Origin of the sequence: Kitasatospora sp. NPDC059722 (assembly GCF_042733235.1) — a bacterium.
Classification (GTDB): Bacteria; Actinomycetota; Actinomycetes; order Streptomycetales; family Streptomycetaceae; genus Kitasatospora.
The window spans coordinates 75,789-89,700 of the sequence record NZ_JBHWGD010000028.1 but is presented as its reverse complement, the minus strand read 5'-3'; the positions used below and the strand labels follow the sequence as shown (position 1 = coordinate 89,700).

The following is a 13,912-nucleotide window of genomic DNA, read 5'->3' as shown; positions in this document are numbered from 1 at the left end:
TCACACCCCACCCGGCAATCCCTGATATCGTTGTGTCTGGGGGGATGGTTTTTGTTTAAAACACACCGGCCGGGGGGGGGCGCCGCGGTCCGTCCGGGAACGATCCTTGCGGCGCCTCCCCGATCGGCCCCGTGCAGGCCCGGCACCGCATCAACACACCTCCACCGGGTGCTTGCCCGACCTGCGCCCGCCTTGTGATGCTATGACCGGTTTTGCCGGACATGGCGAGGTGAAGAACCAGCCACGACACCCGCTCCGCAGGGCCCGCCGTAGTCGACTTTGGGAGGGGTGACGTGTCCGTGGACGAGGCGCTCGCGGGGATCATCAGTCCGGCCGGCGAGCTCCGGCCGGACGGCCTGCGCGGCCCCGGCGGACGCCCGGTGGTCGACGTCCGGACGCTGACCCGGGTGCTGTTCGAGCGCCTGGCCGAGCTCCCCCCCGACGCGCCCGAGCGCGAGCGGGTGCGCGCCGCGCTCATCGAGGTGAACATCCCGCTGGTGCGCTACGCGGCCACCCGCTTCCGCAGCCGCAGCGAGCCCATGGAGGACGTCGTCCAGGTCGGCACCATCGGCCTGATCAACGCGATCGACCGGTTCGACCCCACCCGGGGCGTCCAGTTCCCCACCTACGCGCTGCCCACCATCCTCGGCGAGATCAAGCGCTACTTCCGGGACAACGTCCGCACGATGCACGTCCCGCGCCGGCTCCAGGAGCTGTGGGTGCAGGTCAGCGGCGCCATGGAGGAGCTGACGGTGCTGCACGGACGGGCCCCCAAGGTGCCCGAGATCGCCGCGAGCCTGCGCATCCCCGAGGAGGACGTCCGGGCCTGCCTGGACGCCGGGCGGGCCTACAACGCGGCGTCCCTGGAGGCGGCCCAGGAGCACGAGGGCGGGCTCGCCCTGCTGGACCGCCTCGGCTACGAGGACTCCGCGCTCGCCGAGGTCGAGCACCGGGACGTGGTCCGCCACCTGCTGGTCCAGCTGCCCGAGCGGGAGCGACGGATCGTCATGCTGCGATTCTTCGCCAACCTGACCCAGTCCCAGATCAGCACCGAGCTCGGGATGTCGCAGATGCACGTCTCCCGGCTGCTCTCGCGGATCCTGACGAGGCTTCGCACCGGCAACTCCTGGGAAGAGTGACATCGCTCCGCGTTACCGCCGCGTGACATCTTGCGACGATCGGGTTTGCCGGGGATCGTGTGCCGGTATGGAGGGGGAGGGCCGTCGCCGGGAACATCCGCGCGTCGGCGCCCGTTCAACCGTCAGTCACAAGGGGGTGGGCGCATGTCCGGAGAGCTGGGCACTGCGGAGATCCACGCTGGTCAGGCCAACAGCACCGCGGTCGCCGAGGAGCGCATCCCGCTGCAGCGGGGGCCGTCCACCGCACCGCCCGTCCCCGACACGCCCCCCGCGGCGTCAGCCGGCGCCGGGCTGGACACCCGCACGCTCTCCCGCTCGCTCTTCCTGCGGCTGGCCGCCGTGGAGCCCGGCAGCGCGGAGCACGCCTACGTCCGCGACACCCTGATCGAGCTCAACCTGCCGCTGGTCCGCTACGCCTCGGCGCGCTTCCGCAGCCGCAACGAGCCGATGGAGGACATCGTCCAGGTCGGCACGATCGGGCTGATCAAGGCGATCGACCGGTTCGACCCGGAGCGCGGGGTGGAGTTCCCCACCTTCGCGATGCCCACGGTGGTCGGCGAGATCAAGCGCTTCTTCCGGGACACCAGCTGGTCCGTCCGGGTGCCGCGGCGCCTCCAGGAGCTGCGGCTCGCCCTCACCAAGGCCGGCGACGAACTGGCCCAGCGGCTGGACCGCTCCCCCACCGTGCCCGAGCTGGCCGCCTGCCTCGGCGTCAGCGAGGAGGACGTGGTCGAGGGACTCGCGGTCGGCAACGCCTACACCGCGAGCTCGCTCGACTCCAGCCCGAGCGAGGAGGACGGCGACGGGCCGCTGGCCGAGCGGCTCGGCTACGAGGACCTCGCGCTGGAGGGCGTCGAGTACCGGGAGTCGCTCAAGCCGCTGCTGGCCAAGCTGCCGCCGCGCGAGCGCCGGATCATCATGCTGCGCTTCTTCGGGAACCTGACCCAGTCGCAGATCGGCGAGGAGATCGGGATCTCCCAGATGCACGTCTCCCGGCTGCTCACCAAGACCCTCACCCAGCTCCGGGAGGGGCTCATCAGCGAGGGCTGACGAGCGCGGCGGGGCTCAGCCCGCCGCGCCGTCCAGCAGGTTGTCGCGGAGCCCGGCCAGCACGCCGTCGTCCAGGCCGAGGCCGTCGTGCCAGAACGCCTCGAAGCCGGACCAGCCGGCCTCGATCTCCTCGAAGGCCGCCGTCAGGTAGGCGGCGTCGGCCCGGAACACCGGCAGCAGCAGCCGCGGCTCGTGCATCAGGCCCCGGGTGCCGAAGTCGTCCATCACCCGCGCGACGACCGGCGCCGCGCGCTCGTTGGTCAGCAGGTAGTCCGCGACGACGGCCTCGCGGTCGACGCCCAGGGCGGTCAGCAGCAGCGCCGAGACCCAGCCGGTGCGGTCCTTGCCGGCCGTGCAGTGGAACAGCAGCGGCGGGCCGTCCGGGGCGGCCAGCAGGCGCAGCACGTCCGCGAACCGTTCGCGTGCGAGCCCGTCGGTGACGAACCAGCGGTAGAGCCCGGTCATCATCGCGGCGGCGCGGCCGTCGCCGAGCAGCGCGCGCTGCCTCGCCGGGCTGCGGTCGGCCAGGGCGTCGCGCAGCGTCACGTAGATGTCGAAATCGGGCGCGAACACCGGGAGATGGTGCAGGGTCACGCCGTCCTCGGCGTCCGGTTCGACGGTCAGCGCGGTGCCCGCGGGGAGGTCGCGGGCGAGCTCGGGGACGGGGAGTCCGGGGACGCGGTCGGGGCCGGCCTCGCGGACCTCGTCGAGGCTGCGGAGGTCGACCACGCGGCGCAGCCCGAGGGCCCGGAGCGCGTTCAGGTCATCCTCGGTGACGTGGTTCAGGCCATCGCTGCGCAGGACCGTCCCGGGGCGAAGGACCCTTCCGTCGGCCGTCCGGCAGCCCCCCAGATCGCGGGCATTGACCGCGCCGCGCAGACCGAGACTGCGCCCGACCTGGGGCATTCCGTTCCACTTGGACACCGCATTCCGGACGCCGCCGAATCCCCCGGCCTCGGTCTGCTGATCGGCCATGCGGGCGCCTCCATTGCATATTCGGACTGTCACATGGCACAGCGGTGCCCGATATTGCATGAACCTGCCCAATGCGGCGGCGAGATGTGCGAGAGTGTCATGCGCAACGACCCCAGTGTAGGTGTCCGCCGGGCCCCACCACCTCGCCCGAGCGGTAACAACGCTTGGTAACGACGCGTAGCACTCAGGTTCCGGTTTTTCATTTTCAATTCATCATTTGCATGGCCGATGCTGTTCCGGTCACAATCAGCGCCTTCATGGCTTCGCCATGAACGTTGGTAACAGGTTTGCTGCACTCTCGCCCAATTGGTCCCTCGCGGAGCCGACCCTCGACCAGGATGGGCGCCGGGCAGTCCTGCTGCCCGCGAACAGCTACAGGGCAGGCGACCGCCGAGCAGCGATGCGCCTGTCCCAAGGGGAGGATCACCATGGGTCGAGCGACCCGAAGAGTTGCCGCCTGCGCGGCGGCAGTTCTGCTGGCCAGCGGCCTGCAGATCACCCTGGCCCACGGCGACACCACGACGCCGAGGATCGACCTCACCGTCCTCGTCATCGACGACGGCGGTCCCTCCGTCGCGGCCATCACGGCCGAACTGAAGAGCCAGGGCACCCCGTACAAGGTCGTCACCCTCAGCGACCCCAACCGCCCCGTCATCAACGCCGCTTTCCTGAGCGACACGATCAACGGGCTGCCGCGGGGCAAGTACCAGGGCATCGTGATGCCCAACGAAAACCCCTTCGCCAACTCGCCGGCCGAGATGACGGCGATCGCGACGTACGAGGCGGCATTCAACGTCCGCCAGATCGACGCGTACACGTTCGCCAGCCCGGCGGTCGGTCTGAACTGGGCCCAAAATCCCGGTTACATTGGCACCTTGGACGGTTTCCAGGCCGCCACCACCACCGCCGGCACTTCGGGCCCGTTCGGCTACCTGAAGGGCGCCGTGCCCTTCGAGGACAACGACCCGAACGTCAGCGAGAGCTACGGGTACCTCGCCACCCCCCTGGCGAGCCTCCCGGCCGGCGCCTCGTTCACCCCGCTCGTCGACGCCCCGATCCCGGGCGCCTCCTCGCGCGGCTCGCTGGTCGGTGAGTACACCCACGACGGCCGCAAGGAACTGGTCGTCACGTTCGTCTACAACCAGTACCAGCAGCAGTACCGCCTGCTGGCGCGCGGCATGGTCGACTGGATCACCCAGGGCGTCCACCTCGGGTACGACCGCAACTACTTCGCGGCCCACATCGACGACGTCCTCCTGGCGGACGACCGCTGGTCGACCACCCTGAAGTGCACCCCCGGCGACGTGACCTGCCCGCCCGGCACCCCGGACACCGGCACCCCGATCCGGATGAGCCCCGCCGACGCGCAGTACGCCAAGCAGTGGATGACCACGAACAACTTCACGCTGGACCTGCTGTACAACGGCGGCGGCAGCGAGGACTGGAAGGCCGACCACAGCACCACGGTCGACCCGACGGCGCAGCAGCTGATCGCCGACCAGAACAGCTACCGCTGGGTCAACCACACCTACAGCCACCCGTACCTGGGCTGCGTCCAGGACGTCACCGTGGTGCCGTGGCGCTGCACCAAGGACGCCACCGGCAACACCGTCTGGGTCGACCAGAACACCATCCAGACCCAGGTCAAGAACAACTTCGACTGGGCCACCAAGAACGGCCTCACCAAGGTCGACCCGCAGGTCCTCGTCACCGGCGAGCACTCCGGGCTGCTGACCGCCCCGCAGGAGACCAGCGACAACCCGAACCTGGCGCCGGCGCTGGCCGCCAACGGCATCAGGTTCACCGGCAGCGACGCCTCCCGCGAGTCCGGCCAGCGGGCCGTCGGCCCCTCCACGCTGACCGTGCCGCGCTACCCGATGAACGTCTTCTACAACGCCGGCTCGGCGGTGGAGGAGACCGACGAGTACAACTGGATCTACACCAGCAAGGCCAACGGCGGCAGCGGGATCTGCGAGAACAACCCCAGCTCCACCTGCCTGCCCAAGCCGCTGGACGTCAACACCGGCTTCCAGTCGTACATCGTGCCGCTCGAGGCGCGGATCGACCTCGGCCACATCATGAGCAACGACCCGCGGCCGCACTACATCCACCAGTCGAACCTCTCCGAGGGCCGGATCATCTACCCGGTGCTGGAGAAGATCCTCGGCAACTACCGCGCGCTCTACGCCGACAGCGCCCCCGTCGTGAACCTCGGCGAGCGCGAGATCGGCCAGGAGTTCCAGAAGCGCGGGGCCTGGAGCGCGGCCGTCGCCGCCGGCCAGGTGACCGCCTACAAGATCGGCAACAACGTCACCGTCTCCGCGCCGGCCGGCGTTCAGATCGAGGCCACCATGCCGACGGGAACTACTCAGAAGCTGGCCATCGGTTCGACCGCTTTCGGTTCCGCCTACGCCGGTACGCTTTCCGGCTGGGTGGCGCCGGGCGCGCTGCAGAGCTCCGTCACGCTGCAGCTGTCCTCGGGTGCCACTCCGGCGGCCCCGGCCGCCGTCGCGCCGAGCGTCGCGGCCAAGTCCGTCCCGGCCCCGGCCCCGGCCGACAAGAAGGTGGTTCCCCAGGGCGTCGCCACCCCGGTCCCCGCCGGCCCCAGCGACACCACCCGCACCAAGGCTCCGGTCCTGGTCCCGGGCAGCGGAACCCCGGTGCCCGGCAAGGGCGTCCAGCAGAACGGCAACGGCGGCGCAGCCGGTGTCGTGAAGAGCTCCGTGGCCTCCGGGGGGACGGCCGGGCTCAACAAGAAGCAGGCCGGCAAGCCCGGCTCCCGGTAACACGCAAGACCCGATGGTGGGGCCGGCGCCGGCGAACCCGGCCCGGCCCTGCCACGGCTCACGTTCCGGCCACCCAGGCCGGACACCCGACGCAAGAACAGGAGGGGGGACAGGAGATGCGCGTCACCCTGCTCACCGAGGGGACGTATCCGCACCAGCACGGCGGCGTGAGCGTCTGGTGCGACCAGCTCGTTCAGGGCATGCCCGACGTGGACTTCGACATCATCGCCGTCACCGGAACCGGTCACGAGCCGCTCGCCTGGGAGCTGCCCGCCAACGTCCGGTCCGTCACCACCGCACCGCTGTGGGGCCCGGCCGCCGAGGCCAGGGCGCCGCGCGGCAGCGAGATGCGGCGCTTCCTCAACGCGTACGAGCGCTTCCTGCACTCCATCCTCGACCCGGTCTACACCACCCACTTCGGCACCGAGCTGTACGGCTTCGCCGACCTCGCCCGGCGCGGACTGCTCAGCCCCGCGCTGCGCAGCGAGCGGGCCCTGCGCACCCTCCAGCACGTCTGGACCCGCGACTACCTCCCCACCGCCGTCTCCCGGCCCACCCTCCACGACGCCCTGAACGCCACCGACCTCCTGGAGCACGCGCTGCGCCCGCTGTCGGTCGAGCCGCCGACGGACGGCGTCGCCCACGCGGCCAGCGGCGGCCTGGCCACGCTCCCGGGGCTGATCGCCGCCCAGCAGTACGGCGTACCGTTCCTGCTCACCGAGCACGGCATCTACCTGCGCGAGCGCTACCTCGGCTACCGCACCGGCCCGTACCGCTGGCCGGTCAAGGCGCTGCTGCTCGGCTTCTACCGGATGCTCGCCGAGGAGAGCTACCGGCAGGCCGCCCTCGTCACCCCCGGCAACCGGTACAACCGGCGCTGGGAGGAGCGCGGCGGCACCCCGTCGGAGAACATCCGGACCGTCTACAACGGCGTGGACCCGGCGGCCTTCCCGCCCGCCGGACCCGAGCCGCAGACCCCGACCCTCAGCTGGGCCGGCCGGGTCGACCCGATCAAGGACCTGGAGACGCTGATCCGCGCCTTCGCCATCGTCCAGCGGGAGATCCCCGAGGCGCGACTGCGGCTCTTCGGTGGCACTCCCAAGGGCGGCGAGGCGTACCGGGACGGCTGCATAGCCCTGGCCGCCGAGCTCGGCATCGCCGACTCGGTGGCCTTCGAGGGCCGCGTCGCCGACATCACCGACGCGTACGCGGCGGGCAACGTGGTCATGCTCTCCAGCATCAGCGAGGGCTTCCCGTTCACCCTCATCGAGGCGATGTCCTGCGGCCGCGCGACCGTCTCGACGGACGTCGGCGGCGTGCGCGAGGCCGTCGGCGACACCGGCCTGGTCGTCCCGCCGCGCGAGCCCGAGCCGATGGCCGCCGCCGCGATCGAGCTGCTGCGCGACGCCGAGCGGCGCGGGCGGCTCGGCGAGCAGGCCCGGCTGCGGGTCATCGAGCAGTTCACGCTGCGCCAGAACATCGACGGCTTCCGGGGCATCTACACCGAGCTCCTCGGCACCGCCCGCTGGATGCCCGAGGGCGTGGTGGCCGTCGGCGACGACGTCCCGACCGACTGGGACCAGCAGCTCGCCGTCGCCCGGCCCCAGCCGAGCGAGGTGGGGGCGTGAACGAGCGCAGCAAGAGAACCATGAAGAGGTGCGCGTTCCGCGAAGCGGCCGCCGAGTGCAGCGAGGTGGGCGCATGAGCGGTCCCATTCGCCTCGTTCCGGACGAGGCCGGCGCCGACCGGACGATGCAGCTGCGCACGCTGCCGCGGGGGCGCCGCCGCCCGGTCCTGCCGGCCCAGCCGGCGCCCGAGGAGGAGCTCGGCCTCTCCGCGGACCCGCTGGACGAACTCGCCGAGCGGCTGCGCGACGTCTGCGCCGACGCCGTCCACCCCTTCGAGATCGCGGCCTTCCTGGAGTCCGACGGCCTCTCCGACGAGCAGGCCGCGCTCCTGTACGGCCGCCCCGACGCCTTCACCGTCGCCGAGGAGCTGTTCGAGAAGGTCGAGCGCCGCTACCCCGGCCCGAGCTCCGAGTTCGCCAACCCCTGGCGGGCCGACCCCTGGCGCTGCGTCGTGCGCGGCCTGGTGTTCGCCCTGCCCGGGCTCGGCTACCTGCTCGGCGCCAACCTGTTCGCGGCCACCCGGATGCGTTTCGGCCTGCCCTCGGGCATGCTCGCGCTGACCGTCGCCACCGTCGCCAGCTGGGCCTTCAACCAGGCGCTCGCGCACCGCGCGTACCGCTGGCTCAGCCGGTTGCGGCGCCGGGACTCCGCGGTCTGCCTGAGCATCGGCGCACCGATCGGCGCGCTGATCGCCTCCGCCGCGGCGTACGTCGTCGGCGGGCCGCTCGCCTCCCTGCTGTTCGCCGCCGGGCAGTCCGCCTACCTGGGCGCGGCGACCGTGCTGCTGGTGCTCGGGCGGGAGAAGTTCCTGCTGCTGGCGCTGGCACCGGCCTCGATCGGCGCGGGCGTGGTGCTCGCGGTGGACGTCCCGCAGGTCGTCCGGACGGTGGTCCTGCTGAGCTCGCTCGTGCTGGCCGTCGGCCTGGCGGTCCGCGAGCTCGTCAACTGCATCCGCGGTGACAAGGAGGCCAAGGACGCCGCCGCGGCCAGGCTGCAGCTCCGTCAGGAGATCCCGCACCTGCTGTTCGGCCTGGCCTGCGGCACCCTCACCCTGATCGCCGGCCTCGGCGTGACCATCCACCAGGCGGTCGAGACCGGCGCCGCGCGGGGCGCCCACACCGCCCCCACCGGCCCGGCCATGATCGCCCTGACGCTCAGCCTCGGCCTCGCCGAGTGGCTGCTCTTCCGCTACCGGGCGATGGCCGTCGCCGCGCTGCGGGTCAGCCACACCTCCGGCGAGTTCGTCCGCCGCACCGGCGGGGTGCTGCTCGGCTGCCTCTTCATCTACCTCACCACCGTGGCCGCGCTGGACGCCGCCGCGACCGTGCTGTGGCCCGGCGCCCCCGCGCTCGGCGTCCCGCAGCTCGGCGCGCTGCTGCTCCTCGGCGGCTCGCTCTGGCTGGCGCTGCTGCTGAACGCCTTCGGGCTCAGCTGGAGCACCGCCCTCATCTGTCTGGCCGCCGCGGGTGCCGAGAGCGCCGGGCTGCTGACCGGTGCGGATCCGACCCTCCTGCAGCTGATCGGCTGCGGGACGGCCGCCTTCGTCCTCACCGCCATCGCCGGGCCCGTGCTCGGCCGCACCACCCAGCACCGCTGAACACCACCGAAGAACACGCACGACCGAACCACGTGCCCGGCCGGACGCACACCGCAGCGCCGGCCGACAACACCACCGGCCGGACCGCGACAGGCCCGGCCGCTCCCCCGAGAAGCAGAAAGCGAATCACGCATGAGCAGCGTCGCCGTCACCGGAGCCGAGGGTTTCATCGGCTCCCACCTCGTCGAGACCCTGGTCGCCGACGGGCACCAGGTCCGCGCGATGGTCCAGTACAACTCCTTCTCCTCGTTCGGCTGGCTGGAGACCCTGCCGAAGGACGTGCTGGACTCGGTCGAGATCATCCTGGGCGACGTCCGGGACCCGGGTTCGGTCATCGACCTGGTCAAGAACACCGAGACCGTCTACCACCTGGCCGCCCTGATCGCGATCCCGTACTCCTACCGGGCCCCGCACTCGTACGTCGACACCAACGTCACCGGCACCCTGAACGTGCTGGAGGCGGTGCGCCACCTGGGCATCCAGCGCCTGGTGCACACCTCGACCAGCGAGACCTACGGCACCGCGCAGACCGTGCCGATCACCGAGGAGCACCCGATCAACACCCAGTCCCCGTACGCCGCCTCCAAGGCGGGCGGGGACCGGCTGGCCGACAGCTACTACGCCAGCTTCGAGACCCCGGTCGTCACCCTGCGCCCGTTCAACACCTTCGGCCCGCGCCAGTCGATGCGCGCCGTCATCCCGACCGTGATCGCCCAGGTCGCCGCCGGCCAGACCGAGATCACCCTCGGCGACCTGCGCCCGACCCGCGACTTCATGTTCGTCAAGGACACCGCGAACGCCTTCCGCACCGTCGGCACCGCGCCCGCCGAGGCCGTGGTCGGCCGGACCTTCAACGCCGGCACCGGCGGCGAGATCTCGGTGGGCGACCTGGTCACCCTGGTCGGCAAGCTGATGGGCGTCGACCTCGTGGTCAAGGAGGACGAGCAGCGCATCCGTCCGACCAACTCCGAGGTCATGCGCCTGGTCGCGGACGCCACCAAGCTGCGCGAGGCGACCGGCTGGGCGCCCGGCTTCAGCCTGGAGCAGGGCCTGGAGCAGACCATCGAGTTCTTCCAGGACCCGGCCAACCTGGCCCGCTACAAGACCGACATCTACAACGTCTGACCCGCCGCACCGATCCAGCCATCTCTGGTTCTCAAGGCTCGTGTCCTGCACATACCTTCCGTGGGGGAAACACCATGCATGCAGTGATCCTGGCCGGCGGTAAGGGCGTCCGTCTCCGCCCGTACACCACCGCGCTCCCCAAGCCGCTCGTCCCGATCGGCGACCAGCACGCGATCCTGGAGATCGTGATGCGCCAGCTCGCCGCCGCGGGCTTCAAGACCGTCACCCTGGCCATCGGCCACCTCGGCCACATCATCCGCGCGTACGTCGGCAACGGCTCCCAGTGGGGCCTGCGCGTCGGCTACGCCGTCGAGGACAGCCCGCTCGGCACCATGGGCCCCCTGCTCACCATGCAGGACCGCCTGCCCGAGCACTTCCTGGTGATGAACGGCGACATCCTCACCGACCTGGACTTCGCCGGGGTGCTCAAGCACCACGAGACGTCCGGCGCTCCGCTGACCATCGCCACCTACGCCCGCCAGGTGAAGATCGACTTCGGTGTCCTGACCACCGAGTCCGGCAGCATCACCGGCTTCCAGGAGAAGCCGAGCATCGACTACCGCGTCTCGATGGGCGTGTACGGCGTGTCCCGCTCCGCGCTCGCCAAGTACACCCCCGGCCTGCCGCTCGGCTTCGACGAGCTGGTGCTCGACCTGCTGGCCGCCAAGACCCCGCCGTCCTCCTACGACTTCGGCGGCTACTGGCTCGACATCGGCCGCCCGGACGACTACGACCGCGCGAACGCCGAGTTCGCGAGCATCCGCCCGGTGCTGATGCCCTTCGAGGCGGGCACCGTCACGCCGTCGGTCACGGAGCTGCCGGTCCCCGCCGCCCGCACTGCGGCGGACACCGACCAGACGCCCGCCACCGCGGGCGCCGAGAGCGACGGACGGGCCGCGTGAGGATCCTGCTTCTCGGCGGGGACGGCTTCCTCGGCCGCCACGCCACCGCCGTCCTGCGGTCGCTGCCCGGTGCCACCGTGCTGACCGCGGGCCGGCGGCCCGCCCACGACCTGCGGCTGGACCTGGCCACCGCCCAGCCCGGCCCGCTCGGCGAGGAACTCGCCGCGCTGGCCCCCGACGTGGTGGTCAACTTCGCCGGCGCGGTGGCCGGCAGCGCGGTCAAGCTGGCCGAGGTGAACGCCCGCGGTCCGGCGGTGCTCTGCGAGGCGCTGCAGCTCGGCGCCCCGAAGACCCGGCTGGTGCACATCGGTTCGGCCGGCGAGTACGGCGTCTGCGAGACGGGCAGCTCGCTGTCCGAGGAGGCGGACGCCCGTCCCGTCGGCGTGTACGGCGCGACCAAGCTGGCCGGCTCCCTCGCGGTGGCCGGCTCGCCGCTGGACGCGGTGGTGCTGCGGGTGTTCAACCCGGTCGGCCCGGGGGCACCGGCGGGCTCGCTGCCCGGCCGGCTCGCCGCCGAGCTGCGCCGGGTGGCGCCCGAGGGCACCGACGGCGTCGTGCGGGTCGGGGACCTCTCCGCCCACCGCGACTTCGTCGACGCCCGCGACATCGCGCGCGCGGTCGGCCTGGCCGCCGCCGCGGACCGTCCGCTCCCCCGGGTGCTCAACCTCGCCTCCGGGCGGGCCAGGCCGGTCCGGGCGATCGCCGACGGCCTGGTCGCGGCGGCCGGCTTCACCGGCCGGATCGACGAGAGCGGGGCGGGCTCCGAGCGCTCGGCCGCGGTCTCCTGGCAGCAGGCCGACGTGTCGGCCGCCGCCCGGGAGCTCGGCTGGCACCCGGAGACCGACCTCGCCGACACCCTGCGCGACCTGTGGCTCAGCACCGGGCCCGGCCCGGCCCCGGTCCTCGGATGACCGGGACCACCCCCGACGGCCGCCTGCTGGTGCCGCTGTACGTCCACCCCGCGGTGGACCCGGCGGCCTGGCGGGCGGTCGCCGCCGCCGACCCCGCCAGGATCGCCGCCATCGTGCTCAACCTGGCCGACGGCCCCGGCGAGGTCCCGGACAACGTCTTCGCCGAGGCCGCCGAGGAACTGCGGGCCGCCGGCCTGCCGCTGCTCGGCTACGCCGACACCGACTACGGCCGGCGCTCCCACGCGGCCGTGGTGGCCGACATCCTGACGTACCGCCAGCGCCACGGCATCACCGGCGTGTACCTCGACCAGGTCGCCTGCCACCCGGGCGCCCTGGCGCACTACCGGCGGCTGGCCACGGCGGCCCGCGCGGCCGGCTGCGGCACCGTCGTGTTCGGCCACGGCGAGCACCCGGACCCCGGCTACGCCGAGGTCGGCCTCGCCGACCTGCTGGTCACCTTCGAGGGCACCTGGGACGCCTACCGGGAGATGACCCTGCCCCTGTGGACCGGCCGCCACGCGGCCTCCCGCTTCTGCCACCTGGTGTACGACGTCCCCGCCGACCAGGCAGGGGACGTCACCGCGCTGATCGCCGCCCGACGGGCGGGCGTCAGCGCCGCCGTTCCGGGCTCCGGGGACAACCCCTGGTGCACCCTCCCCCACGGTCTGACCGCCGCTGAACTGACCTGACCAGATCCGGAGTTCGACAACCGTGAACCGCCGCACCCGGCCCTTACCGGCCGCCATCGCCCTCGCCGTCGCCCTGCTGGCCACCGCGTGCAGCAGCTCCGGGGACGACCACGGCCCGTCGGCCGGTGACTCCCCGAGCGAGCCGCCCGCGGCGACCGCTCCCGGCACTCCCGGCACCCCGAGCGACACCGCGCCCCCCGGCGCCCCGGGCACGCCGAGCGCTCCCGACACACCCACGCCGACGCCGACCGGGACTCCCGGGACCCCGTCGGCGTCCGGCAGGCCGTCCGCCCCCGGCACCCCGGGCGGCGGCACCACCGCCCCGCCGCCGTCCGGCGCCCGCTGGCAGCCCGCCCCGGGCCTCGCCTGGCAGTGGCAGCTCGGCGGCGGCGTCGACCAGTCGGTGGACGTGCCGGTCTACGACATCGACGGCTTCGAGAACGACGCCTCGGTGGTCGCCTCGCTGCACGCCAAGGGCCGCAAGGTGATCTGCTACATCAACGCCGGTTCCTGGGAGAGCTTCCGCCCCGACGCGGCCGCCTTCGCCAAGACCCTGGAGGGCTCGGACACCGGCTGGAAGGGCGAGAAGTGGTTCGACATCCGGCAGGTCGACCAGCTCAAGCCGCTGATGGCCGCCCGCTTCGACATGTGCAGGAGCAAGGGCTTCGACGCCGTCGAGCCGGACACCATCGAGGCCTACAACCAGGACAGCGGCTTCCCGCTCACCGGTGACGACCAGATCCGGTACAACCGCATGCTGGCCCAGCTCGCCCACGAGCGCGGCCTGGCGATCGGCCTGAAGAACGACCTGGACCAGATCCCGGCGCTGCTGAACGACTTCGACTTCGCGGTCAACGAGGAGTGCTCGCAGTACGACGAGTGCGACCGGGTCGAACCGTTCGTCAAGCAGGGCAAGGCGGTCTTCCACGTCGAGTACAAGGTCGGCACGGACCAGTTCTGCACCAAGGCCAAGGCGCTCGGCTTCAGCTCGATGCAGAAGAAGCTCGACCTGGACGCGTGGCGCAAGCCCTGCTGAGCCGCGCCCGACGGCCTCCCGTCGCGGGGGGGGCCCGCGCCCCGGCGACGCCCCGCCGCCCCCCCCCCAGACAG

At 72.2% G+C, this 13,912-nt stretch carries 10 protein-coding genes and 1 pseudogene; 10 read left to right on the top strand and 1 reads right to left on the bottom strand.

The window, feature by feature from the left end; translation table 11 throughout:
- Nucleotides 1-299 precede the first annotated feature (299 nt).
- Nucleotides 300-1,139: an RNA polymerase sigma factor SigF gene (locus ACFV4F_RS19780; RefSeq protein ID WP_380444586.1), complete on the top strand. Its 840-nt coding sequence runs from the start codon at nt 300-302 to the stop codon at nt 1,137-1,139.
- Between the two features lie 144 nt (nt 1,140-1,283).
- Nucleotides 1,284-2,189: an RNA polymerase sigma factor SigF gene (locus ACFV4F_RS19775; protein WP_380504030.1), complete on the top strand. Its 906-nt coding sequence runs from the start codon at nt 1,284-1,286 to the stop codon at nt 2,187-2,189.
- 15 nt (nt 2,190-2,204) lie between these two features.
- Here the strand turns inward: ACFV4F_RS19775 and ACFV4F_RS19770 are convergent, their stop codons facing one another.
- Nucleotides 2,205-3,164, bottom strand: a complete 960-nt coding sequence (locus tag ACFV4F_RS19770) for a tyrosine-protein phosphatase (protein ID WP_380504028.1) — start codon at nt 3,162-3,164, stop codon at nt 2,205-2,207.
- Nucleotides 3,165-3,592: 428 nt separating this feature from the next.
- On the opposite strand from ACFV4F_RS19770, the gene ACFV4F_RS19765 reads away from it, so the two are divergent.
- The 8 genes and pseudogenes from ACFV4F_RS19765 (at nt 3,593) to ACFV4F_RS19730 (ending at nt 13,838) form a co-directional block, all read left to right on the top strand.
- Entirely contained in the window at nt 3,593-5,950 is a 2,358-nt protein-coding gene (locus ACFV4F_RS19765; protein ID WP_380444579.1) for a hypothetical protein, read from the top strand.
- A 116-nt stretch (nt 5,951-6,066) separates the two neighbouring features.
- Nucleotides 6,067-7,578 carry a GT4 family glycosyltransferase PelF gene (gene pelF, locus ACFV4F_RS19760; RefSeq protein ID WP_380444580.1) on the top strand — a complete coding sequence of 504 codons (1,512 nt, stop codon included), beginning with the start codon at nt 6,067-6,069 and terminating at the stop codon, nt 7,576-7,578.
- Nucleotides 7,579-7,651: 73 nt separating this feature from the next.
- Nucleotides 7,652-9,175: a hypothetical protein gene (locus tag ACFV4F_RS19755; protein WP_380444581.1), complete on the top strand. Its 1,524-nt coding sequence runs from the start codon at nt 7,652-7,654 to the stop codon at nt 9,173-9,175.
- Between the two features lie 132 nt (nt 9,176-9,307).
- On the top strand, nt 9,308-10,300 hold the full coding sequence (locus ACFV4F_RS19750) for an SDR family NAD(P)-dependent oxidoreductase (RefSeq protein WP_380444582.1): 993 nt from the start codon (nt 9,308-9,310) through the stop codon (nt 10,298-10,300).
- Between the two features lie 74 nt (nt 10,301-10,374).
- Nucleotides 10,375-11,076 (top strand): annotated as a pseudogene (locus tag ACFV4F_RS19745) (NDP-sugar synthase); the annotation flags it as partial.
- A gap of 122 nt (nt 11,077-11,198) precedes the next feature.
- A complete protein-coding gene (locus ACFV4F_RS19740) occupies nt 11,199-12,113 on the top strand; it encodes an NAD-dependent epimerase/dehydratase family protein (RefSeq protein WP_380504025.1) in 915 nt (304 codons plus the stop codon).
- Nucleotides 12,110-12,802 carry a spherulation-specific family 4 protein gene (locus ACFV4F_RS19735; protein WP_380442835.1) on the top strand — a complete coding sequence of 231 codons (693 nt, stop codon included), beginning with the start codon at nt 12,110-12,112 and terminating at the stop codon, nt 12,800-12,802. Before ACFV4F_RS19740 ends, ACFV4F_RS19735 begins: the two co-directional genes overlap by 4 nt.
- 22 nt (nt 12,803-12,824) lie before the next feature.
- The gene (locus tag ACFV4F_RS19730; protein WP_380442833.1) at nt 12,825-13,838 is read left to right on the top strand and encodes an endo alpha-1,4 polygalactosaminidase; all 1,014 of its coding nucleotides are present in this window, start codon (nt 12,825-12,827) and stop codon (nt 13,836-13,838) included.
- The last annotated feature ends 74 nt before the right edge of the window (nt 13,839-13,912 follow it).